This window comes from Meiothermus sp. (genome assembly GCF_025056915.1).
In the GTDB taxonomy this organism is placed as follows: domain Bacteria; phylum Deinococcota; class Deinococci; order Deinococcales; family Thermaceae; genus Meiothermus.
Genome location: NZ_JANWVH010000006.1, coordinates 22,577 through 46,114, shown reverse-complemented (window position 1 = coordinate 46,114; position 23,538 = coordinate 22,577). Strand labels below are relative to the sequence as shown.

Here is a 23,538-nt window from a genome sequence, read left to right as displayed (position 1 = left end):
GGCTGTGAACCCGGTTGAATTTGTTCGTGAGCACGCCCCCTTTGACCTGCTTCCCGAGGAAGCCCTGGCGCTCGTGCAGCGCGGCCTGGAGATTACTTTTTATCCCGGCGGCAGCAAGGTGCTTGAACGCAGCGGTCCCAAAAGCCAGCACCTGTACCTGATTCGCAAGGGGGGGGCTCGCCTCGAGCGCGACGGCCAGGCCATTTTGCACCTGGAGGAAGGAGAGGTATTCGGTTACCCCTCGCTCCTATCGCAGGACGCCCCCGCTTTTGACGTGGTGGCCGAGGAAGATTTGCTGGTATATCGCTGGCCCCGGGAGGTTTTTCAAAAGTTAATGGAGTATCCGGCCTTTGCCGAGTTTTTTACCAGGGGACTGGCCGAGCGCCTGCGGATCTCCAGCCGGGTCGAGGGGCTGGGCGTGGTCAACCTGGATCTGGCCCTGCCGGTGGGGGAGCTGATCAGCCGGCCCCCGGTGCTGGTGCCCCGCGCCTCGACCGTGGGCGAAGCCGCCCGGGTCATGCAAACCCACCAGATTAGCTCGGTGCTGGTCGAGGGCGAGCCCCTGGGCATCCTGACCGACCGCGACCTGCGCAACCGTGTGCTGGCCGCCGGCAAGGGGCCCGATACCCCTGTTGCGGAAATCATGAGCGCTCCGGTCAAGACCCTGCCCGCCAGCACCCCCCTGTTCGAGGCCCTTTCGTACATGGTGCGACAGGGCATTCATCACCTGCCCCTGGAGCAGGACGGCCAGATTATCGGTCTGATTACCGACACCGTCCTGATGCGCCAGCAAGCCAAAAGCCCCCTCTACCTGCTGCGGCGGCTCGAGCGCACCCGCAATCCGGGCGACCTTACGGGCTACGGCAAAGAGCTCACGGGCGTGGCCGAGTCGCTGCTGTTGGGCGGGCTGGGGGCCAGCGAAATCGGGCGCAGCGTGAGTTCCCTCAACGACCAGCTCGTTCGTACCCTGCTGCGGCTGGGCGAGGAGCGGCTCGGCGCCCCCCCGACCCCCTATGCCTGGATTGTGTTTGGCTCCGAAGGGCGCATGGAGCAAGCCCTCCTGACCGACCAGGACAACGCCCTGATCTACCAGGAGGAGACCCCCGCGACGGCGGCCTATTTCGAGCAACTGGCGGCCTTTGTGGTGGAGGGCCTGATTCAAGCGGGGTTTCCCCCCTGCCCGGGGGGCTACATGGCCACCCACTGGCGCAAGTCGCTGCCTGAGTGGGAGCAGCTTTTCCGGCACTGGCTCGAGACCCCCAAACCGCAGGAGCTGCTCGAAGCGCAGATATTTTTCGATTTCCGGGCCGTGTATGGCGAGCTGTCGCTGGAACCCCTCGAGCGCATCGTCGCCGGGGGAGCCGACCAGGGCATCTTCCTGGCCCAGCTGGCCCGGGCTTCGCTCCAGTTCCGCCCGCCCATCGGTTTTTTTCGCCAGATCAGGGAGGAGGATGGCGGGGTGGACCTCAAGAAGGGGGGCATCGCCCCCATCGTGAGCCTGGCCCGGGTGTATGCCCTCGAGGCCCGAAGCCTGGCCAAAGGTACGGTCGAGCGGCTACAGGCCGCCGCCCGCGAGCACAAACTCAGCCCGGAGGGGGCCGAGACCCTGGTTGAGGCCTTTGGCTTCCTGATGCGCCTGCGCCTGCGCGAGCAACTGGCCTCTTTGCGTCGGGGCGAGCCGCCCGGCAACAAGGTGCCCCTGGAAAACCTGTCCCCCCTCGAGCGCCGCCATCTCAAGGAGGCCTTTTTGCAGGTGCGGGAGATGCAGGAAGCCATGAGCCAGCGCTTCCACACCGACCGGCTGGGTTGAGAGAACCCACCCTATGAACCTCTGGCCCTTTGCCAAAAGCCCTGCCTGGGATGAGGTCACCTACTGGGCCCTGGATCTGGAGACCAGCGGCCTGGGCCCTTCCGACCAGATTCTCTCGGTGGGCATGGTGCCCATCCGCAAGGGGGTCATCGAGTTTGGCGCGCACTACTATAGCCTGGTTCGTCCCATAAGGCCCGAGGCGCTCTCCGCCGAAGGCATCCGGGCGCATCACATCCTGCCCAGGGAACTGGAGAGCGCCCCCAGCGTAGAACAGGTGCTGGACGAAGTCCGCCTGCGCATGGGCCACGATGTGCTGCTGCTGCACTACAGTCCGGTGGATTTGGGTTTTTTAAAGCGGTACTTCCGAACCCTGGGCCGGCCCCGCTTCAAGCCCGTGGTGGTGGACACGGTGGTCTTGCTGGGGCGGCTGGGGGAGCGACAGAGGCAGCTCGAGCCCCACGCAAAGCCCGTTCCCACCGGTCTGGCTGCGGCCAGGGCGGCTTTTGGCCTGCCAGGGCACCTGGAACACCATGCCCTCTGGGATGCCCTGGCCACGGCTGAGCTTTTTCTGCTGCTGCGGCACCGGTTGCAGGCCCGCACCTTGCGCCAGCTGGTGTGATTAAGGCCGGGCAACCGACCACCGGGGGCCTGTACCACTTGAGTACCAAAGTTTTGTGGCATAGAATACCCCCTGAGCAGCCCTAGCTCACAAGGAGGCGGTATGAAAGGTCGCTGGTTTGGTTTCTTGTTCGCCTTGTTATTGGCTATGGGATGGTCTTTGGCCCAGACCCCGGTACGAGGCGGAACCCTGCAAATAGGGGTCGAAGCCTCGCCCTCGGGGCTTGACCCCCATGTGGCGACGGCCTTTGCTTCGTTCATCGTGACCGGCCAGATCTACGAGGGCCTGACCGAAATTGACGAAAGGCTGCGCCCGCGCCCCGCCCTGGCCGAGTCGTGGACGGTCAGCCAGGACGGCCTGACCTACACCTTCAAGATTCGCGCAGGCGTGACCTTCCACGACGGCAAGCCGCTCACCGCCAGCGACGTAGCCTTCTCCATCAATCGCGTCCGTGACCCTAAAACCGGCTCACCCATCGCCAGCCGGGTGAACCTGGTCAAGGAGGTGCGGGCGACTTCCCCGACCCAGCTGGTGGTGGAACTTTCCCAGCCGTTCGCTCCAATGCTCGTCGAGCTGGCCAGCATTGCGGTGATGTCGGAAGACTACGTGAAAGCGGGCAACGATATGCAGCGCAAACCCATGGGCACAGGGCCTTTTGCTTTCAAGGAGTGGGTGCCCGACACGTATATTCTGCTCGAGCGTCACCCTCGCTACTGGCGGCAGGGACGGCCCTACCTGGATGCCCTGCGCTACAACATCGTGCCCGATGCGGCCACCCGCCAGGTCGGCCTGGCCAGCGGCACCTACCACTTCCTGCCCAACATTGACCCCTCGCTGGCCGTCACGCTCCGCAACACCCCCAACGTCAAGCTCATCACCGCGCAAGACCTGGCCTACAGCCTGATCGGCATGAACACCACGCGCAAACCCTTCGACAACCCAAAGGTGCGTGAGGCCCTCAACTACGCTCTCAACCGCTCACAGATTGTTCAGGCGGTCTACTTTGGAAACGGCACCCCTGCCGGGCCCTTGGGCCTGCGATCCTGGGCTTCGCCCACCAGCGCTTTTCCGTGCTACAACACCAACCCCGCCAAGGCCCGGGAACTGCTGGCCCAGGCCGGCTACCCCAACGGGGTGGACTTTGGCATGATTGTGATTGGCTCCAATAAAACCGTGGTGGATGCGGCCCAGGTAGTCCAGCAGCAACTCGCCCAGGCCGGCTTCCGGGCCAGGGTGGAGGTGCTCGAGCAGGGCAAGTTTATCCAGGAGTGGCGCAACTCCAACTTCGATACCTTCGCCTCCATCAACAGCGGCAACGCCGACCCCGACGGCTACCTCTTCCGCACCTTCTCCACCGGCGGTTCAACCAACGTCTTCAAGTTCTCCAACCCGACCATAGACCGCCTGCTCAACCAGGGCCGCACCACCGTGAACGAGGACGCCCGCCGCCCCATTTACGCCCGGTTGCAGGTGGAGCTGGCCTGCCAGGGGCCCATCGCCCACCTGGTCTACGGCACGCTGTTCTCCGCGGCCCGCGAAAACGTGCAGGGCTTCAAGCCCATTCCCACCCGCTCGCTCATCTACCTGCGCGATACCTGGATGGCCCGCTAGCCCTGGCCCAGGGCAGCACCTCTTGCACTGTTGGCTTTTTCGGGTAGGAGCTTTCTGGCCTTGGGGTTACCCACCTGCTCTAAAGGCAGGGTATTGGCCTGAGCCCGGCCCACAAAACAGCGTCGCAGACACTTCCCCAGGGAAACACGGAGCCACCTGATGCTTTCTTTTCTGGCCAAACGCTCCCTCGACCTCCTGTTTGTGTTGTTTGGGGTCTCGGTGCTGGTTTTTCTGATGATTCGGCTCATCCCCGGCGATGCCGTCCAGATCATGCTGGGGGCCAACACCGAGATCACCCCCGAAGGCCTGGCTGCCCTGCGGGAAAAGTTGGGTTTGAACAAGCCCCTTCTGGTGCAGTACTACGACTGGCTCCGGGCCGCCCTGCATGGCGACCTGGGCCAGAGCATCTGGACCGGCAGGCCCATCAGTGAGGAAATCCTGCAGCGCCTACCCATCACCCTGGAGCTGACCCTCCTCTCTCTGATCATCGCCATCGGGCTGGCCATTCCGGTGGGGGTGCTGACGGCTTACTGGCGGAACTCGAGCGCAGAGTACCTCATCCGGCTCTTTTCCATTACCGGGGTGACCCTGCCCTCGTTCTGGCTGGGCACCCTGCTCATCTTTCTGGTCTTCAAACTGGCCCCCGGCTGGCAGAGCCTGGGCTATGTGCCTTTCAATCAAGACCCCTGGGGACACATCTCGAGGCTGGTTCTGCCGGTGATCACCCTCTCCCTGCCCATGCTGGCCGGGCTGAGCCGGGTGCTGCGCTCTTCGCTTTTGGATGTACTGAACCAGGACTACATCCGCACCGCCCGCGCCAAGGGGCTTACCGAGCGGGTGGTGCTCTACAAGCACGCCCTCCGCAACGCCATGATTCCCCTGGTCACCGTGATCGGGATTCAGGTGGGCTATCTGTTTGGGGGCGCCATTGTGGTCGAGCAGGTCTTTGCCATCCCTGGCATGGGTCGCCTGATTTTAGGGGCCATCAACGAACGTAACTACCCGCTCATTCAAGGCGCCATCCTGCTGGTCACCACCGCGTTTGTGATTATTAACCTGCTGGTGGACCTGATCTACGCCAAGCTCGACCCCAGGGTGGAGTACGCATGAGCCCGTCCCTCTGGCCTCTCCTGCGCAACCCCCTGGGTTTGCTGGGGCTTTTGCTGACACTCTTGGTGGTGCTCTGTGCGCTGCTGGCCCCTACCCTGGCCCCCTACAGCCCCGTCGAGCAAAACATCCTGGCTCGTCTTTCCGGGCCCACCAGCGCCCACTGGCTCGGCACCGACCAGTTTGGGCGCGACCTCTTCTCGCGCATCCTGTTTGGCTTTCGGAACTCCTTGCTGGTGGCCTTCAGTTCGGTGTTGATTGCGGTCTGGGTGGGCACCTTGTTGGGGGTTTCGGCAGCCTATGTGGGCGGCTGGTACGACCGGGTGGTCATGCGCCTGATGGACGTGCTCCTGGCTTTTCCAATCATCCTGCTGGCCATCGGCATCATCGCTATGCTGGGGCCCAGCCAGTGGAACGCGGCCCTGGCGATTGGCATTGTCTACATCCCAACCTTTGCACGCCTGACCCGGGGCCCGGCCCTGGTCGTTCGAAACACCGATTATGTGCAGGCTGCCGTAGCCATTGGCGCGGGCAACCGCCGCATTGTTCTTCGGCACATTCTGCCCAACCTGGCCTCGGTGATTCTGGTGCAAACCACCCTGGCCCTCTCGACGGCAATTTTGGTTGAATCCTCGCTGGCTTTTTTGGGGCTGGGAACCCAGCCCCCCAACCCCTCGCTGGGCCAGATGCTGTCTGAGGGGCGTGCCTACCTGACGCTATCCCCCTGGACCTCGGTGTTTTCAGGGCTGGCTATTCTGCTGGCTTCGCTAGGATTCAATCTGCTGGGCGACACCCTGCGCGATACCCTCGATCCCCGGCTGCGGGGGCAGTAAAGCGCTTACGGATTGCTCCGCAGCTCAGCCACAAAATCGTAGCGATCGCCCCGGTAGTGGCTGCGGGTGAACTCCAGTACGCTGCCATCGGCCAGGTAGCTCAGTCGCTCGATGTACAGCACCGGCTCGTCGGCCCGAATCCCCAGCAGTTCGGCTTCCTGGCGGCTCGCCGCCACCGCCCGCAATCGTTGCAGCGCCCTGGCCGGGCGCAGGCCTTTGTTTTGCAGGTAGCCATAGAGCGACTCTTTGACTTCCTCCGGGTGGGGCAGCAGGTGCGCCGGCAGAGCGGCTCGCTCGATGGCCATGGGTTCACCCTGGGCGCTGCGAACACGCTCGAGGCGGGCCACCTTTTCCCCGGGGGAAAGCGAAAGCGCCAGCACTTCTTCGGGGGAAGCGGTAAACAACCCCCGCTTCAGCCAGCGCACGCTGGGCTCCAATCCCCGGGCCCGCATGTCCTCACTGAAACCGGTGAGGGTGGACAGGGGCTGCTCGAGACGGGGGGCTACGTAGGTGCCGGAACCCTGTCGGCGTTGCACCAGCCCCTGGGCCTCGAGGCGCTCCAGCGCTTTGCGAAGGGTGAGCCTCGAGACCCCAAATTGCTCGGCCAGTACCCGTTCCGGGGGCAGGGCTTCCCCTGCCTTCCAGGTATCCGAGGCCAGGGCCTCCCGCAAAACCGCCTCGAGTTGCAGATAAAGGGGCGTAGCAGAGTGGATATTCAGTCTGGCTTGCATAGATCCCCGCTATTATACCACTTGCATACCAATATTGCTTAACGTATACTTCGCCTTGAACCAAAGCGATTTCACCCACAGGTTCAATGGACACACGGAGGAAACCATGAAAAAGCACTTGTGGCTTCTGGCTTTAAGCCTGCTGGCGGGGAGTTTGGCACTGGCCCAACCCAAAACCTTGCCCGCCTACAGCAACCTGGGGGTCACCCCCGGTAAGGCCGGAGGCAGCCTCACCCTGGCCCTGGCCAGTGCGCCGCAGACCCTCTTCTATTACGGGGCCATTGATGCGGCCATTCAAAACCTGACCAACCAGATGTTTGATGGCCTGATTGAATACAACCTGGCCAACTATCAGATTGAGCCGGCCTTGGCCACACGCTGGACCATCAGCGAAAGCCGCGTCTACACCTTCGACCTGCGGCGCGACGTGCGCTGGCACGATGGCCGCCCCTTCACCGCCGACGATGTGGTCTTCACCTATACCCAAATTGTCGCCAACCCAGAGGCAAGGGGGGGAGATGCCGCCAATTTTGAAGGCGTAAAGGTCGAGAAGCTCGGCGATTTCCGGGTGCGCTTCACCCTGCCCAAACCCGCTCCGGCCTTCATCCATTACATGCGCCTGCCCATCATGCCCAAACACAAGCTGCTGCCTTTTAGCCAGGAGGGTGGCAAGCCCAGGGCTGAAATCAACAATGCCTGGCCCACCAACGTCAACCCCGAGGAAGTGGTTGGTACCGGGCCTTTCCGGCTGCGCAGTTACACGCCCGGACAACAGGTCACGCTGGTTAAGAACCCCAACTACTGGAAACGCGACTCGGCTGGAAATCCCCTTCCTTACCTCGACCAGCTCCAGTATCTCATCATCACCGACTCCCAGGCCCGTGTGGCGCAGTTCCTGGCGGGCAACTTGGGCCAGATCAACATCACCGGCGCTGAGTTCCCAGACCTCAAGCGCCGCGAGACCCAGGGGGCCCCTTTCCGGGTGGTGCAGTTCAGAGCCCTGTTTGGCTCACCGCCCCATATCGGCTTCAACTACAACGCCAAAAACGCCGAACTGGCTGCGCTGTTCAAGAACTCGGACTTCCGCCGGGCCATGCAGTTTGCGGTCAATCGGGAGCGGATCATAGAGGACGTGTACAACGGACTGGCCGAGCGGGCCAGCTACGGCGTAGCGCCCCTCTCCGAGTGGTACTACCCGGAGGTGGCCCGTCTGCAAGGCCGGTTCGACCTGAATGCAGCCAACGCCGCGCTAGACCGGCTGGGACTGCCTCGGGGTGCCGATGGCATCCGGCGTCTGCCCAGCGGGAGGCCCCTCGAGTTCACCCTCACCTACGGTTCCAACTCGGCGGTCTTCACGGCCATCGCCACCATCCTGCAAAACGACTTCCAGCGGGTCGGCGTGAAGGTCAACCTGCAGGGCATCCTGGCGGCCAACCTGCTGGCAACCGGGCGCGGCCAGGACTGGGAAGCCATCCTCCTGGGCCTGGGTGACCAGCCCGACCCCGAGCTGCGCACCCCCATCTGGAAACCCGGCGGGGCCCTTTACTACTGGCATCAGGCCACGCAGCCCACAACCCCCACCGGACAGCCGCAGTTCAACAACTTCCTGCCGTGGGAGCGGGAGATTTACGACCTGTGGGAGCGGGCTGCCAGCACCACCAACTTCACCCAGCGCAAAGCCCTGTACGACCGCTGGCAGGCCATCGCAGCCCGTGAAGCCCAGGTCATCATGATTGCCAAAGAATACGCCGTGGGCGCCATTTCTAACCGCTATGGCAACTATATCTATAGCCTGGGCGTTATTCCTGGATTCAACCCCATACCGCTGATCTTCCAACGCTAGGCAGGTTCGCCAAAGTGCAGATTGCGCCAGGAGCAGTTACCCGGTGGGTCAGGGTGCCCTTGCCTTCCTGGCGCAATTTTCCGCCTGGGAGAGTAACCTTGGTCGGTCAACCATCTCAACCCTTCGCGGGGTGACGGCTATGTTGATTTACACAGCACGCAGGCTTTTGCTGGCCATTCCCACCCTGGTGCTGATTTCCATGCTGATTTTTGCGGTTATGCAGCTTCAGCCGGGCGGGTTTTTGAGCAACTATCTGGACGACCCCCGCTTCAGCGAAGAGACTGTAAACAACATCAAACGCCAGTTTGGGCTGGATCAACCGCTCCATATCCAGTACTGGAACTGGTTGACCAGCATCGTTTTCAGAGGAGATTTTGGCTTTTCCTTTTTGAGCGGCAGACCCGTGAGCAGCATCATCTGGGAACGGGTGGGCTGGACAGTGGCACTGGCCTCTTTGACCCTGGCCATTACCTGGCTGATTGCCGTTCCCCTGGGCATCGCAACCGCCTTGCGGCGGCGCGGTGTTTTGGCGACGGGTTCGAATTTTTTAGGCTACATGGGCCTGGCAACCCCCGACTTTTTGATTGCCCTGTTGCTCATTTATATGGTGCTGAGCCTGGGTGGAACCAACGTTGGGGGGCTTTTCAGCCCACAGTACATAGATGCCCCCTGGAGTTGGGATCGCTTTATTAATTTCCTCTCCCACCTGTGGATTCCCATCGTCGCCATGAGCGCTGAGGGGCTGGCAGGTTTGATGCGGCAGATGCGGGCCAATCTGCTCGATGTGCTGGGCATGGATTATATTCGCACTGCACGGGCCAAAGGCCTGGCCGAGCGGGTGGTGATTTACCGTCATGCGGTGCGCAACGCCATCAACCCCATGATCAGCCTGGCCGGACTGTCTTTGCCGCAGCTCATCAGCAGCGATATCGTGGTGGCCAAGCTGCTTTCGTTGCCCACCATGGGGCCGCTGCTGCTCGACTCGCTATTTGCCAAGGACCAGCAGGTGGCGATGGCTATTTTGATGCTTTCGGCAGTGCTTTTGGTGGTCGGCAATCTGCTGGCCGATATTGCGCTGAGCCTGGCCGATCCGCGCATTCGCTACGACTGAAAGGTTGGATATGTTCAAAGACCGTAACAGCCCACTGTATCTGGCCTGGAGGCGTTTTCTACGCCATCGGCCCGGTGTGCTGAGCGCCGTGGTGCTGCTGCTGTTGTACCTGATGGCCCTTTTCGCAGGTTTCATTGCCCCCTACAGTGTGGCGACCCAGCACGTAGGCTCCGGCAACCAGCCGCCGCAACGAATTTATTTCTTCCACGAAGGGCAGTTGCGCCGTCCTTTTGTGTATGCTCTTAAGAAGGAACGCGACCCGGTTACGTTCCTGCAAATCTATAAAGAAGACCGAACCCAGCCCATGCCGATTCGTTTTCTGGTGCGGGGCGATAGCTACAGCTTTTATGGCCTGCGAAGCAACCTCCACCTGTTTGGGGTAGAGAATGGCACCATCTTTCTGATGGGCAGCGACAAGCTGGGCCGCGATATCTTTTCCCGTACCGTGATTGGCTCCCAGATCTCGCTCACGGTGGGGCTGGTAGGGGTGGCTATTTCCTTTGTGATTGGCATTCTGATGGGCGGGATTTCGGGTTATTACGGCGGCTGGGTGGACTTGGTGATTCAGCGGGTGATTGAGGTATTGCTCTCCATCCCGCGCCTGCCCATTCTGCTGGCCCTGGCGACCATCATCCCGTCCAACTGGCCCAGCACCTATGTTTACCTGGGAATTGTCGCAGTGCTGGCTTTCATTGGCTGGGCCAGTCTGGCCCGAGTGGTGCGGGGCCAGGTTATCGCCCTGCGCGATATCGAGTATGTCACCGCTGCCAGGGCGCTGGGGCAAAAAGACCTGACCATCATCGCCCGTCACATCACCCCCAACATCAGCTCGTATCTGATTATTGCCGCGACCCTCGCCCTGCCCGGGTACATTCTGGGCGAAAGCACCCTGTCGTTTTTGGGCCTGGGGGTCAAGGAGCCGATGGCCAGCTGGGGTCTCTTGCTGGCCGACGCTCAAGATTTGTCGGCCTTGAGCCAGTATCCCTGGATGCTGTGGCCCGGCGCTTTTATTGTGCTGTCGGTGCTTTGCTACAACTTTGTGGGCGACGCGCTGCGCGATGCCGCCGATGTACGGAGCATGGACTGAGCGCGCATGGCCTGGCGTTTCATACCAGCTTCAGGCGCACGACCCGGTTTCAACAATGCGCAGGGTGGGAGTGGGTGGTGGGTCTCCGACATCTGTTCGCAGCTCCCTGCTTCACCGCTCCTGCAGTGCGCAAAGGGTTCATGGCGCCCTGACGCGCGGGGGCAGGTCGAGCTCTCGCATGGCGCTGTGGTGGATCTCCCAGGCTTCTCTGGCGAGAGGGGTCTCCAGCAAGCGGGCCAGAATGGTTTCGTCGGTGGGCTCGAGGCGCAGCGCCCTGAGCCACGACTCCGGCTCGTTGGTGTTCAGCAAGCGGTGCAATAGGGCCTCCCGGTAGGTGGCCTGAAAGCGCTCGAGTTCGGGATGGTCCATTCCCTCGAAGGGCAGGGCTTCTTCAGACGAATCGTGCCACAGATCCACCCATAACTCGGGCACCTCTGCCAGAGCATAGGGTTTCAAAAAGTAGCCCGGTGCGCGGCTCGGTCGCCCCGGCTCCAGGGTATTCAAAAGCTCCGACCACAGCACCCGAAACTCCCCGTCGGAGACCTCGAGGGCTTCCAGCAAGGCTTCCTTGCTCCAGGCTCGCACCAGCAGCAAAGCCAGCAGCACTCGAGATTTCTCCCGCTTGAAACGAACTTCCTGGTAGCCCACCCGCACCCGCAGCTCGCCCCGCGCCCGAATCTCCACTGAGACCCCAGGATGATAGGGCACGGCCAGCCGGCCCGCTTCCCACAAGAGCCTGCGGCTGCGATGCACAGGCGGGGCAAAGAGCGTGGGCTTGCCCAGGAAGGGGTAGCGTTCCAGCAGCCCATCGGTATCGGACTGCCACCGGGCGTTGCGGGCCAAGGCCAGCAAAAAGGGGTCGTCTACCCCGGCCAGTGCCGGCATGGCAAAGGACTCACCCCGGCGCAGGTGGGCCTGGGCTGCCATTAAGGTCATAAAGGCCTCGACCCAGGCATCGCCGGAGTCGCGGGCAAAGCGCACCATCTCGCCAAAGGCCCTTTCCTCTCCCAGCGCGGCCAGCCCACCCAGAGGCTCTACCCGAAGCCTCGAGGGCCCCCCTTGTGAAAGCGAGAGCGCCCGCCTGTAGGCCTCGGCGGCCTCCGACCAGCGGTTCTGCGCCAGCAGTGCGTGTCCGAGCCGTGCCTCGGCCAGCGCAACCACAAACGGGCTGCCCAGGGTTTCGCCCTCCCGCCGCCCCCGGCAGGCGGCTGTTTCTGCCGCACGGGCATCGCCGGCTACCGCTTCCAAAAGGGCCAGCAGCAGAGTGCCCTCGCGGTGATTTTGGGGTGCGCGGGCGGTGGGGGCCGATTCCCTTTGCCGCAGTTCGAGCAAGGCTCGTTCCGGCTGCCCGCTTCGCAACCAGACCCTGGGGCCCTCGAGTCCCAGGGCCATGGCTTCGTTCACCCTTCCGGCGTTGAGCAAATTCTCGGCCCACAAAGGGGCCACCTCTTCGGGAAAACGCACCCTGGCCGCCAACAGGTAGCCGTTCGCCTTGGCCGGTTCGACGGTATCGAGGTACAGCCGGGACAAACCCACCAGGGCCTGTTCCACGCCATCCTCCAGGGCTCGCCGGTAAACCTGCTCGGCCTCCCGGTAACGTCCGGCTTGCCGCAGGGCCTCGCCATGCAGATAGCGCAGGCCGGGGCGGGTGTGAAGCATGCTTTCAGGCAGGCGCTCGAGCATGGCCAGCACGGTGTAGGTGAGCCCTCTAAAAAGCCACTCCTCTCCCCTCTTGAGCACCAGGTCTGCGGCATGGCCCAGACGCCCGGCCTCGAGCAGGTAACTCGTTGCCCGCACGTCCTCCCCACGCGCCAAGGCCGTATCGGCAGCCCTCGACAGCAAGCTTCGCACCTCGCCTGGTTCCAGCAGGGTCATCAGGGCCTGCCGCACCAGGGGGTGAAAGCGGAGGCGCCCACCCACATTTTCAAGCAGCAGGTCGGCAGCGCAGCGCTCGAGCGGCTCCAAATCACCCAGCCAGAGGGCCTCCTCCGGGCCCAGCTCGCCCAGCACACTGGCTCTGGCCGCAAGCTGCTGCACGCTTTCCGGCAGCGCCGGCAGCAGGATGGCCAGCAGCCCCGCAGGGTCTGGATGGGCGTAGAAGGCCAGTTCGGGCTTGGCCCCCCGCTGCATGGCCCGCAGCAACAACCTGAGCCCCAGGGGCCAGCCCCGTACCAGGCTGTGGGCCTGCTCCACCTCAAAGGCGGGCAGTTCGGGGGCAATGGCCTCGGCCAGTTGCAACGCCTCTGCGGCATCGAAGGCCAGCTCCCCTTCGCCCAGCACCCGGCCCAGCACCTCCCAGGGGGCGGCCCGCCGGGTGAGCACCGCCAGGCGCAACCCCGGTAGCTGGGTCAGGGTTCTTAGCAAAGCCACGGCCTCGCGGCTGGCGGCTCGCTGGGCCTCGTCCAGCACCAGCAGGTGCGCCGGCAAATCGCTCAGGGCTTCCAACAAGGCCTCGCCAGCACTCGCCCAGGCACCGCGCTCGAGCGCGGCCTGTACGGCGTCCAGCCCCTTGCTGGCGCGCGGGCTGTAGGCTTCGACCAGGTGCCAGCCCAACACCACCGGGTCGGAGCAGTCCTCCCCCAGCGTAAGCCACACCCCAGGCCAGCCGGCCAGTAAGGTCGACTTGCCATACCCCGCCCCCGCAGCCAGAACCAGCACGGGACTTTTGGTGAATCCCTGGTTCAGCACCTCGTACAAGCGCTGCCGATCCACTTCCCGCGCCGTGCGGGGCGGCAGCAGACGGCTCTTGGGCACACGGTAGGGCATGGAACTTTAGTTTACCCGCCAGGGCAGACCCTTGGATTTGAGCGACTGCCGTCCAGGTATGCCCGTCTGGGATTGCCTGATTGTATGGCCACAAGGCGAGACCCGGTGTACGGAAACCAGAACGTTCGCACAAGGCGTATTCTTTCTGTGGCTAGCTGCGAGTTATCTGCCCTCGCCGGGTCTCTGCCCCCTCACGGGGAGAAGGGCAATGTGTCCCTCGGGAAAAGACTAGATTAGAGCTAGGTTCTTTGCCAGGAGGCCATCATGCCACAAGTCATTACGGTGGATGGAAATGAGGCGGTTGCCAGAGTCGCCCGTAAGAACAAGGCTCCACCCTAACGAACCTCGAGGTCAAGCACTGGATGGAAGAACGAGCGTATGAGTCCATCCGCCAGATGCAGGGCAGCATGGGCCAGATTAATGTGGCCAACCCCGACGCCTTCGAGCGGGCCAACTACATGAAGGTGCTCCGCTCCTGGCGGCCCGACCCGACAGGGATGTTGTTGCGCTAGGGGGTTGTGCCTGGTTCCTGCTCGCCTTCACAAACCAGACCGGTGACCGATACCTCCCATCCGCTCCGATGGCAAGCTCCCCTCGTTTGAGTGTAACAACCCTGTAACAGCCTGTGGGTAAACTCGCCTCAATCAAGTCTTGAGGTTCGAGATGGTCTTTCTTCGAAGCCTAGGGGTTTACCTGCCTGCACCGCGCATGACCAGCAGCGACATTGCCGCTGCCAGTGGGCTGCCGGAGTGGGTGGTGCGCGAGAAGCTGGGCATCCACCAGAAGCCCGTGCCCGGCCCCGAAGACCACCCGGCCCGCATGGGGGCCTGGGCCGCGCAGGAAGCCCTGAAGGAAGCCGGTCTGAGCGGGGCTGAGCTGGACGTGGTCATCAGCATCACCGACGAGCACAAGGACTTTCCGGTCTGGACCAGCGCCCCGTTGATTGCCCAGATGCTGGAGGCCCACAACGCCTGGTGCTTCGACCTCAACCAGAAGTGCGCTACCTTTGTGACGGCGCTGACCGTAGCCGAAGGGCTCTTTGCCAGTCGCCCCGAGGTCAGGGCCATTCTGATTGCGGGCGGCTACCGCAACGGCGACCTGATTGACTACCGCGACGAGGCCGTGCGCTTCATGTACGACCTGGCCGCAGGGGGCGGCGCGGCCATCCTGACCCGGCAGGGGCCAGGGCTGAAGCTGCTATCCTCAAAGCTCAAAACCGACCCCGTTCTGGCCAACACCGTGCGGGTTCCGGTGGGCGGCACCGTGGCCCCCCTCACCTCCGCCAACCTGGAGCAGTACAGGCTGCGGGTGGCCGAGCCGGAACTGATGAAATCCAGGCTGGAAGTGGTCTCGATGCCCGGTTTTATGGAGGTCATTACGGGGGCTTTGCGGCAGGCCGGCTACACCGCCGCCGACCTGGATTACCTGGCCCTTCTGCACATGAAGCCCTCCGCCCACAAAGCGGTGCTGGAGGGCCTGGGGCTTTCGGAAGAACGTTCGATTTACCTGTCGGACTACGGGCATCTGGGCCAGATTGACCCCATCCTCTCGGTGCAGCTGGCCAAGCAAGCCGGCAAGATTGGCCCCGGCAGCCTTCTGGCGCTGGCCGCGGCGGGGGTGGGGTACCACTGGGGAGCAGCGGTGTTGCGTTGGGAAGAGGCCAAAACGGAGGGCGCATGGAACTGAACGCCAACTGGCTGGCCCGCCTGGCGGAATACCACCCCAGCCGCCCGGCGGTGTACTGGCGCGGGCGCTGGGTGAGCTATGGCGAGCTGTTCCAGCGCGCACAGAGGGCCGCGCAATCCCTCGCCGGTTTGGGGATTCAGAAAGGCGACCGGGTGGGGGTTTTGAGCCTGAACCATCTGGGCTACCTCGAGCTCTACTTTGCTGCGCCTTTGCTGGGCTTTATCCCAACCCTGCTCAACCACCGCCTGAGCCAGGCCGAACTGGAGGGCCTGCTCGAGTACACCCGCCCCAGAGCGCTGTTTTATGGCGAGGAGTTCGCAGACCTGGCCCGGCGGCTCTACCCGCTGGCGGCATCACTGGAGTCGCTGCAAACCCTCTCACCCGGCCCGCTTTCGCCCGACCAAGCAGGGCTCGAGGACCCCGCCCTGATCCTGTTCACCGGCGGCACCACCGGCCTGCCCAAAGGGGCCCTGATTCCTTACCGACAACTGCTGGTTAATGCCTTCCAGACCTGCCTGAGCTGGGGCCTGCAAAAAGACGATGCCTGCATCGTCGCAACCCCCATGTTCCATGCTGCCCTGAACGCCCTGGCCACACCGCTGCTCTACCTCGGAGGCCGGGTGATTATTCAGGAGAAGTTCGACCCAGCCGAGTATCTTCGCTGGGTTGAGGAACATCGGGTGAGCCTGTTGTTTTTGGTGCCCACCATGTTCCAGATGCTTGCCCAACACCCCGGCTTCGCCTCGGCCAACCTCCAGAGCGTGCGCTGGGCCATCTCGGGGGGCGCGCCGTGTCCGGCCCCGGTGCGCGAGGCCTTCAGGGCCAAGCGGGTTCGCTTCAAGCAGGGCTACGGCCTGACCGAGTGCGGCGTGAACTGCTTCACGGTCGAGCTGGACGAGGCCGAGCAGTTCCCTGAATCGGTGGGCCGTCCCATGCCCCATCTGTGGGCCCGGCTGGTGGATGGCAACGGCCAGGAAAACCCCCAAAGGGGCGAGCTATGGCTTTGTGGGCCGGTGGTCATGGCCGGCTACTACAATCGGCCCGCCGACACCGCCGAAGCCCTTGTTGAGCAGGAAGGGCGCACCTGGCTGCGCACCGGCGACCTCGCCGAGCGCGACGAAGATGGCCGCTACTTCATCGTGGGCCGGGCCAAGGAGATGTTCATATCCGGGGGCGAGAACGTTTATCCCATCGAGATTGAGCGGGCCCTCTACGACCACCCGGCGGTGCTGGAGTGCGCGGTGGTGGGTGTGCCCGATGCCCGCTGGGGCGAGGTGGGGCTGGCCGCCGTGGTGCTCAAGAGCCCGGTGAGCGCGGAAGAGCTTCGGGGCTTCTTGAAAAGCAGGCTGGCCGGATACAAGGTGCCCAAGCACTTCCTATTCGTCCCCGAGCTGCCCAAAAGCGGCCCCGGCAAAATCCTGAAGGGTGCGCTGGCCGCGCGTTTCAAGGGGGAACATGCCTAGCGCCCTAATCAACGAAACCACGCTCTATTACCGGCTCGACGGGGCCGCAAGCGGCGAAAGCCGTCCGACCCTGGTTTTGCTCAACGGCATCTTCCAGCGCACCGAGGCCTGGGAACCGCTCATGCCCTTTTTGCAGGGCTTCCCTGTTCTGCGCTACGACATGCGCGGACAGGGCCAGAGCGCCGTACCCAAAGGCCCCTACACCCCCGAGCTGCACGCCGACGACCTACAGGCCCTGCTAGAGGCCCTGTCCATCGAACGCTATCATCTGCTGGGGCTTTCCAACGGCGGCATTGTGGCCCAGGTTTTTGCCGCCCGGCAGCCCGGCGGCCTGCAGAAGCTCATCCTGCTGTGCACCACGGCTCGAGTAGACCCCCTGATCCGGGCCAAGGTGCAGAGCTGGCAGCTGGCCCTGGAGTGGGGCGGCACCCAGGGACGCTTGCAAGTCGCCCTGCCCTGGATCTGGGGGCGGGCCTTTCTGGAAACCCACCCCGAAATTAATTCGCCTGCATCGCTGGAACAAATGCTCGCCGCAGCCCCCAGCGTGGAGGCCCAGCAAAACCTGATGACGGGCTTTCTAACCCTGGGCGACCTGCGACCCCGGCTTTCAAAGGTACATGTCCCCACCCTGGTGCTCTCGGGCCAAGAAGACCTGCTGTTTCCACCTTTATACAGCCAGGAGATTGCCAGCGCCATTCCGGGAGCCATTCACCGGGTTCTGCCGGGTGTGGGGCACGTAGCTACCCTGGAAAACACCCCCCTTCTAGCAGAACACATCCACGCTTTTTTGGAGGCCAGCCCATGAGGTTTAACGTCGGCGACTCAGCCAGCTACAGCCAGACCATCGGTGAAGCGCACATCGCACAGTTCATTGGAGCGGTAGGCGACACCAACCCCCTGCACGTGGATGCAGAGTTTGCCCGCAAGAGCCGCTTTGGCCAGCGCATCGCCCAGGGCATTCTGGTAGCCGGGCTTATCTCCACCGTCATCGGCACCAAACTTCCCGGTGTGGGGGCCATCTACCTGGGCCAGACCCTCAAGTTCCTGCGGCCCACCTTTATTGGCGACACCATTACCGCCACCGTCACGGTCAAGGCCATCCGCGAAGACAAGCCCATCCTGACCTTAGAGACGGTATGTACCAATCAACGGGGTGAGCAGGTCATCAGCGGAGAGGCCACCGTCTTGTACGAGGAGGTCGCCAGGTGAAGACAGTTTGGCTGGGTTCCACTGGCTTCTGTATAGGTTTAGAGCCCGGAAGCCATGTGTGCGTTTGGTTCGCCGAGCGCCCTTTTAGCTCCAACCCACCGGCCCTTTCGCCCCATGAGGGGGGATTGGCTTGGCTGAATAACGCAGTTCATAGGAGGAAGGCATGAGAAAAGTTCTGGTGGTTCTTCTGGCAGTCTTGGGCTTGGCCGGCCTTGCGCTGGCCCAAACCACGGTACGGGTCGGGGTGTTGCTACCCATCTCGACGGTGGCGGGCAAGGCCGCCCTCAACGGGGTACAGCTGGGCGTGGATGAAGTGAACGCGGGGGGCAAGGTCAAGATTGAGCTGGTTGTGGTGGACGATGGCAACACACCCGCTACGGCGGTTCCGGCCCTGACCAAGCTCATGACCGTGGATCGGGTAGACATTGTGATTGGGGGGCTGGCCTCCGGGGTGACCTTTGCCCTCTCTGGCCCGGTCAAACAGTACAACCCCCTGTTCTTGTGCATCGGGGCAGCCAGCAGCGTGGTGGAACAGGCCTTCAGCGATTACGGTCGCTTCTTCCACTACCATCCCTGGGATTATCACAACGTGGCCGCGGCCCTCGAGTTCTTCAAGTACCTCTACGACAACGGCGCCCGCCGGGTCGCCATCCTTTACGAGGACGGACCATTCGGCTCGGCGGGCATTCAGACCTACCGTCAGCAGTTGCAAAACCAGGGCTACACGGTGCAGGCCGAACCTTTCAAATCGGGTTCGGGCAGCTTCACTGCCATCCTGACCCGATTCAAGTCGTTCCGCCCGGACATCCTGTACTGGATTGGCTACGACGTGGACGCCCTGCCCATCGCGGCTCAAACCCGCCAGGTGGGCTTGGAACCCAAACTGATTTACGGAGCCCCGCCCGCCTGGCCGCTGGGCTTTGAGAAAAACAGCCTCTCCAACGATGTGGCCGGTATGACGGCCTGGCTGCCCTCGGTCGCCAACACCGAGAGCCGCCGTTTTGTGACCCAGTACCGCCGTAAGTTTGGCGAGGTGACCGACGAGTATATGGCCCCCATGGGCTATGTGATTGCCCAGAGCCTTGGAAAAGCAGTCGAGGCGGCCAACTCTGCCGATAAAGACCGGATTGCTGCCGAGCTGGCCAAGGTGCAGATGAATACGCCTTTTGGCCCGCTCTCGTTCAAGCCCTCGGATACCGGCAGAACCCGCTTCCAGGGTTTTAACCAGAGCATCTGGCTCCAGTTCCAGTATCTGGAAGGTTCGCGGCGCCCGGTCTTCCCGGCCAGCCGTGCGGCCCGCCCGCTCAGGTTCCCCGGCACCTACTAAAAGCCCCTGTCGATACCGTGAACGGCTGGAATCGCGGCACAAGGGCCTTGGGTCAAACCAAAATTGGCTGGCCGCAGGGACCGAAGCTGACCTGGAACCTGGCCTGGCGCAAGGCTGGCGAGCCTTGGGGAAGCATATGCCTTTTGCTTCAAGGTTCTGAGTGGCTCATGGCGTATCGCTGAACCGCCCTTTGCTTTCGGCCTTCGGCTAGCGGCAAACCTTATGGATTTACTGCTGCAAACCCTCATCAACGGCATTCTGGCCGCCGGCATCTACGCCCTGGTGGCCAGCGGGCTGGCCCTGGCGGTCGGCGTGGTCGGCATCGTCAACTTTGCCCACGGCGAGTTCTCCATGATTGGCGCCTTTGTCTCTTACCTGCTCTTCGTGGGTGCGGGGATTGACCCCATCCTCTCGCTGGGGCTGGCAGCCATCGTGTTGTTTCTGGTCGGAGCCATCACCTACTATGGCCTGATCCGGCCCGTGCTGGCTGCGCCTGAGCTCAATCAGATGCTCTTGACCTTTGGCCTCTCGGTGGCGCTGCAGAATATCGCCTTGCTCATGTTTGGTGCCGATACGCGGGTGGTCTCCACCAGTTACCAGGGCGCCACCATCACCCTGGGGGGCGTTTCCTTTGGCGTACCGCCCTTCGCAGCTTTCGTGCTCTCGGTTGGACTGCTGGGCGCGCTGTACTGGTTTTTGGGCAAAACCCGGCTGGGCTTTGCCGTTCGCGCGGTGGCCCAGAACCGCCTGGCGCCTGGATTGCTGGGCATCGAGACCCAGCAGATTTACCTGCTGGCTTTTGGTCTTTCTGCTGCGCTGGCCGGGATTGCCGGGGTGATGCTCTCGGTCATGCTGTACGCCTCCCCCACCGTGGGGTTTGCCTACACCCTCAAGGCCTTCGCCATCATCGTGATGGCCGGGCTGGGCAACCTTCGGGGGGTGGTTCCGGCGGCCATCGTGCTCGCGCTGGCCGAGGCCTTTGTGAGCACCTACGTGCCGGGTGGGGGGGGCTGGGTGGAGGCGGTGTTCTTTCTGGTGATCTTTGTGGCCCTGACCTGGCGAAGCTGGAGGCTGCCATGATGCTGGCAGGGGTTCTCTTGTTTTTGGCGCTGGTCTTGCCGGGGCTTCCCCTAGGCCAGTGGCGGGCCTTTACGCTGGATACCGCGCAGTTCGCCTTCCTGATCAGCGGCCTGGCCCTGGCCTGGGATTTGCTGGCCCGCACCGGACAACTTTCGCTGGCCCACGGCGCTTTTTTCGGACTGGGGGCCTATGCCGCGGCCCTGAGCGCTCCGGCTTTGGGTACGATTCCGGCACTGCTGATAGGCGGGGCTGTGGCGGCCTTCTCGAGCCTGCTGCTGGGGCTGGCCACCCTGCGCCTGCAAGGTATGTACTTTGCCATTGCCACCCTGGCCTTTAGCGAGGTGATGCGCACCCTGGTACTCAAGGCGCAGTTCACCGGTGGCTCGATAGGCCTGCCGGTTCAGCCCGCCTTTGGCGGAGCCTATCCGTTGGGGGGCTATTACCTTGCCGTAGCGGTCTTGGCGATTTGCACCGCGGCCAGTCTGCTGCTGAGCAGGAGCCGTTTTCACTACGCCATGACGGCCACCCGGCAGGGGGAAGCCGTGGCCCGGGTGCTGGGGGTGCCGGTGGTGCGGGTCAAGCTCCTGACCTTCACCATCTCGGCCTTTCTGGCCGGGCTTGCGGGCGGCGTGTACGCCATGAAAACCCTTTTTCTCTCACCTTACGATGCTTTTGGCCTGGGACGGGCTGTCGAGGCCCTGGTCATCCCGATTTTTGGGGGCCTGTACACCACTACCGGGCCGCTGTTGGGGGGCTTGATTATCGTGAGCCTCGAGACCTGGCTGCGCCTGCGCATCGGCGAGGGCTATCTGGTGGTGTATGGGGTGGTGCTGGTGCTGACCATTTTGTTCCTCCCCAAGGGTCTGATGAGCCTGTTTGCCCGGCGCAAAGGAGCCCGCCATGCTTAGGGTCACCGGGCTCACCAAACGGTTTGGCGGGGTGGTGGCGGCCCGTGAGGTGAGCCTCGAGGTTCGCGCGGGCGAAATCCTGGCGGTGATTGGCCCCAACGGGGCCGGCAAGAGCACCCTGCTCAACTTGCTGTCGGGGCTGCTGCGGCCCGACGCGGGGCGCATCGAGTTTTTGGGCCAGGACATCACCCACACCCCACCCGAGGTGCGCGCCTGGAAAGGGCTGGGGCGGGCTTTCCAGATTGTGCAGCCCTTCCACGAGATGACCGTGCGAGAAAACCTGATGGTGGGTGCCCTCTACGGCAAACCCGGCACCTCGCTCAAAGCCGCCCGGCAGGTGGTGGAGCAGGTCATCGAGCTCACTGGCTTGGCCAGCAAGGCCGAGACCGAAGCGGGGGAGCTAACCCTGCTGGAGGACAAGCGCCTCGAGCTCGCCCGTGCGCTGTGTACCCAGCCCAAGCTGCTGCTTTTGGACGAGGTGATGGCCGGCCTGCGTCCGGCAGAGGCCATGGAGGCAGTAGAACTCGTGCGGCGCACCCAGGCCAGCGGGGTGACGGTTTTGTTCATCGAGCACCTGATGCCTGTGGTGCGTGCCCTGGCCGACCGGGTGGTGGTGATGGACTACGGCCAGGTGATCGCCGAAGGCCCCTACGAGGCGGTCGCGGCGAATCCCAAAGTGCGCGAAGCGTATCTGGGGAGGAGTGCGTGAGCCTTACGGAGCGGGTGCTGCCGACTTTGTTCACATGGCCAAGGAGGCCAACATGAAGCTCGCCGTGACCGACCTGACCGCAGGCTACGGCAAAGCCCAGGTGCTGTTTGGCATCAGCCTCGAGGTGGCCCAGGGCGAGCTGGTGGCCCTGCTGGGTGCCAACGGGGCAGGCAAGACCACCACCCTCCGAACCATCTCGGGGTTAATCCGGCCCTGGGCGGGCAGCGTTGCCCTGGACGGGCACAGCCTGCTGGGAATATCGGCGGCCAGACGCGCGCAGATGGGCCTGGGGCACGTTCCAGAGGGCCGTCAGCTATTCCCCCTGATGAGCGTGGAGGAAAACCTCTTGCTGGGGGCCGCTTTCCTGGCCTGGGCTGGCAAATCCGAACAACTGGAGCGCATCTATGCCCTCTTTCCCCGGCTGGCCGAGCGTCGGTGGCAGATGGCCGGTACGCTGTCGGGGGGTGAGCAGCAGATGCTGGCCATTGGCCGCGCCCTGATGGGCAGGCCGCGCATCCTGATGGTGGACGAACCCAGCCTGGGCCTCTCGCCCAAACTGGCCGAGGAGGTGCTCACCACTCTGGCTCAGGTGAAAGGAGAAGGGGTGGGGGTGCTCCTGGTCGAGCAGAACGTGGCGCTGAGCCTCGAGGTGGCCGACCGGGGCTATGTGGTGGAGCACGGCCGGGTGGTCTTGCAGGGCAGCGCCCGCGAGCTATCGAGCAACGAAGGCGTGCAAAAGGCCTATTTGGCCCTGTGAGTCACGCCCATCAATGGCTTTCGACCTCCAGGCTCATGCCCGATAATAAAGCCATGATTCTCCAAGGTAAAACAGCCCTCATCACCGGAGCCGGAAGCGGCATCGGCAAGGCCATCGCAGAAGCGTTTGCCCGGGAGGGGGCCAGGGTCATCCTCAACGACCTCTCGCCTGCCGGGGCAGAGGTTGCCTCAGCGTTGGGAGGGGTCTTCCTCCAGGCCGACCTTTCCAACCAGGCTGCGGTCAGAGCGCTGGCCCAACAGGCGCTCGAGCAGGGCCCGATTGACATCCTGGTCAACAATGCGGGCTTGCAACGCATCAACCCGGTTGACGAGTACCCCGAAGAGACCTGGAACCTGATGCTCCAGGTGCTCCTGACCGCGCCCTTCCAGCTCATCAAGTACACCCTGCCGGGCATGAAAGCCCGCCGGTGGGGCCGCATCCTGAACGTTTCCTCGCTGCACGGGCTGGTGGCCAGCCCCTATAAGTCGGCCTACATCTCGGCCAAGCACGGGCTGATGGGCCTGACCAAAACGGTGGCGCTGGAAGTGGCCGAGTATGGCATCACCTGCAACGCCATCTGCCCGGCCTACGTCAGAACCAGCCTGGTCGAAAGCCAGATCGCCGACCAGGCCCGAACCCTGGGCATCTCCGAGGCCGAGGTCATCGAAAAGGTCATGCTGGCCCCGGCGGCCATCAAGCGCCTGATAGAGCCGGAGGAAGTGGCCGAATACGCCCTGTTTCTGGCCTCGGACAAGGCTGGGGCCATCACCGGTTCGGCACAGGTGATTGACCTGGGCTGGACCGCACGGTAGCGCCTTATCCTGGGCACGTTGTCGTGCAGATGCCTGCAAGGGGCACCACAGGTCATGGGTAATAGACCC

The 23,538-nt window shown here is 63.3% G+C and carries 21 protein-coding genes; 19 read left to right on the top strand and 2 right to left on the bottom strand.

Features of this window, described 5'->3' with window-relative positions; all coding sequences use genetic code 11:
- Positions 1-4: 4 nt before the first annotated feature.
- The 5 genes from NZN28_RS02055 to NZN28_RS02035 all read left to right on the top strand — a co-directional run bounded on the left by NZN28_RS02055 (position 5) and on the right by NZN28_RS02035 (position 5,980).
- A complete protein-coding gene (locus tag NZN28_RS02055) occupies positions 5-1,810 on the top strand; it encodes a putative nucleotidyltransferase substrate binding domain-containing protein (RefSeq protein WP_295395108.1) in 1,806 nt (601 codons plus the stop codon).
- A 13-nt stretch (positions 1,811-1,823) separates the two neighbouring features.
- The gene (locus tag NZN28_RS02050; protein WP_295395107.1) at positions 1,824-2,429 is read left to right on the top strand and encodes a PolC-type DNA polymerase III; all 606 of its coding nucleotides are present in this window, start codon (positions 1,824-1,826) and stop codon (positions 2,427-2,429) included.
- 102 nt (positions 2,430-2,531) lie between these two features.
- Complete coding sequence (locus NZN28_RS02045; RefSeq protein WP_295395106.1) at positions 2,532-4,040, top strand: ABC transporter substrate-binding protein; 1,509 nt, start codon at positions 2,532-2,534, stop codon at positions 4,038-4,040.
- A gap of 159 nt (positions 4,041-4,199) precedes the next feature.
- Entirely contained in the window at positions 4,200-5,150 is a 951-nt protein-coding gene (locus NZN28_RS02040) for an ABC transporter permease (RefSeq protein ID WP_295395105.1), read from the top strand.
- Positions 5,147-5,980, top strand: coding sequence for an ABC transporter permease (locus NZN28_RS02035; protein WP_295395104.1), 834 nt, complete (start codon positions 5,147-5,149; stop codon positions 5,978-5,980). Before NZN28_RS02040 ends, NZN28_RS02035 begins: the two co-directional genes overlap by 4 nt.
- A 5-nt stretch (positions 5,981-5,985) precedes the next feature.
- Here the strand turns inward: NZN28_RS02035 and NZN28_RS02030 are convergent, their stop codons facing one another.
- On the bottom strand, positions 5,986-6,711 hold the full coding sequence (locus NZN28_RS02030) for a GntR family transcriptional regulator (RefSeq protein WP_295395103.1): 726 nt from the start codon (positions 6,709-6,711) through the stop codon (positions 5,986-5,988).
- A 106-nt stretch (positions 6,712-6,817) separates the two neighbouring features.
- On the opposite strand from NZN28_RS02030, the gene NZN28_RS02025 reads away from it, so the two are divergent.
- From NZN28_RS02025 to NZN28_RS02015, 3 genes are all read left to right on the top strand, one after another.
- On the top strand, positions 6,818-8,554 hold the full coding sequence (locus NZN28_RS02025; RefSeq protein WP_295395102.1) for an ABC transporter substrate-binding protein: 1,737 nt from the start codon (positions 6,818-6,820) through the stop codon (positions 8,552-8,554).
- A gap of 139 nt (positions 8,555-8,693) precedes the next feature.
- The gene (locus tag NZN28_RS02020; protein WP_295395101.1) at positions 8,694-9,665 is read left to right on the top strand and encodes an ABC transporter permease; all 972 of its coding nucleotides are present in this window, start codon (positions 8,694-8,696) and stop codon (positions 9,663-9,665) included.
- Positions 9,666-9,675: 10 nt separating this feature from the next.
- A complete protein-coding gene (locus tag NZN28_RS02015; protein WP_295395100.1) occupies positions 9,676-10,752 on the top strand; it encodes an ABC transporter permease in 1,077 nt (358 codons plus the stop codon).
- Between the two features lie 138 nt (positions 10,753-10,890).
- Here the strand turns inward: NZN28_RS02015 and NZN28_RS02010 are convergent, their stop codons facing one another.
- On the bottom strand, positions 10,891-13,518 hold the full coding sequence (locus NZN28_RS02010) for a hypothetical protein (RefSeq protein WP_295395099.1): 2,628 nt from the start codon (positions 13,516-13,518) through the stop codon (positions 10,891-10,893).
- A gap of 362 nt (positions 13,519-13,880) precedes the next feature.
- Between NZN28_RS02010 and NZN28_RS02005 the strand changes: the two genes are divergently transcribed.
- From NZN28_RS02005 to NZN28_RS01955, 11 genes are all read left to right on the top strand, one after another.
- Entirely contained in the window at positions 13,881-14,030 is a 150-nt protein-coding gene (locus tag NZN28_RS02005) for a hypothetical protein (RefSeq protein WP_295395098.1), read from the top strand.
- Between the two features lie 151 nt (positions 14,031-14,181).
- Positions 14,182-15,204 (top strand): 3-oxoacyl-ACP synthase, encoded by a 1,023-nt coding sequence (locus NZN28_RS02000; RefSeq protein ID WP_295395097.1) that lies wholly within the window; start codon positions 14,182-14,184, stop codon positions 15,202-15,204.
- A complete protein-coding gene (locus NZN28_RS01995; protein WP_295395096.1) occupies positions 15,195-16,667 on the top strand; it encodes a class I adenylate-forming enzyme family protein in 1,473 nt (490 codons plus the stop codon). Before NZN28_RS02000 ends, NZN28_RS01995 begins: the two co-directional genes overlap by 10 nt.
- Positions 16,660-17,472 carry an alpha/beta fold hydrolase gene (locus tag NZN28_RS01990; protein WP_295395095.1) on the top strand — a complete coding sequence of 271 codons (813 nt, stop codon included), beginning with the start codon at positions 16,660-16,662 and terminating at the stop codon, positions 17,470-17,472. Before NZN28_RS01995 ends, NZN28_RS01990 begins: the two co-directional genes overlap by 8 nt.
- A complete protein-coding gene (locus NZN28_RS01985) occupies positions 17,469-17,876 on the top strand; it encodes a MaoC family dehydratase (RefSeq protein WP_295395094.1) in 408 nt (135 codons plus the stop codon). The genes NZN28_RS01990 and NZN28_RS01985 overlap by 4 nt, the downstream gene beginning before the upstream one ends.
- Positions 17,877-18,039: 163 nt before the next feature.
- Positions 18,040-19,203, top strand: coding sequence for an ABC transporter substrate-binding protein (locus tag NZN28_RS01980; RefSeq protein WP_295395093.1), 1,164 nt, complete (start codon positions 18,040-18,042; stop codon positions 19,201-19,203).
- A gap of 222 nt (positions 19,204-19,425) precedes the next feature.
- Complete coding sequence (locus tag NZN28_RS01975) at positions 19,426-20,283, top strand: branched-chain amino acid ABC transporter permease (protein WP_295395092.1); 858 nt, start codon at positions 19,426-19,428, stop codon at positions 20,281-20,283.
- Complete coding sequence (locus NZN28_RS01970; protein ID WP_295395091.1) at positions 20,280-21,191, top strand: branched-chain amino acid ABC transporter permease; 912 nt, start codon at positions 20,280-20,282, stop codon at positions 21,189-21,191. Before NZN28_RS01975 ends, NZN28_RS01970 begins: the two co-directional genes overlap by 4 nt.
- Positions 21,184-21,900 (top strand): ABC transporter ATP-binding protein, encoded by a 717-nt coding sequence (locus NZN28_RS01965; protein WP_295395090.1) that lies wholly within the window; start codon positions 21,184-21,186, stop codon positions 21,898-21,900. The genes NZN28_RS01970 and NZN28_RS01965 overlap by 8 nt, the downstream gene beginning before the upstream one ends.
- A 52-nt stretch (positions 21,901-21,952) precedes the next feature.
- Positions 21,953-22,657: an ABC transporter ATP-binding protein gene (locus NZN28_RS01960; protein ID WP_295395089.1), complete on the top strand. Its 705-nt coding sequence runs from the start codon at positions 21,953-21,955 to the stop codon at positions 22,655-22,657.
- Positions 22,658-22,710: 53 nt separating this feature from the next.
- Positions 22,711-23,469, top strand: coding sequence for a 3-hydroxybutyrate dehydrogenase (locus tag NZN28_RS01955; RefSeq protein ID WP_295395088.1), 759 nt, complete (start codon positions 22,711-22,713; stop codon positions 23,467-23,469).
- The last annotated feature ends 69 nt before the right edge of the window (positions 23,470-23,538 follow it).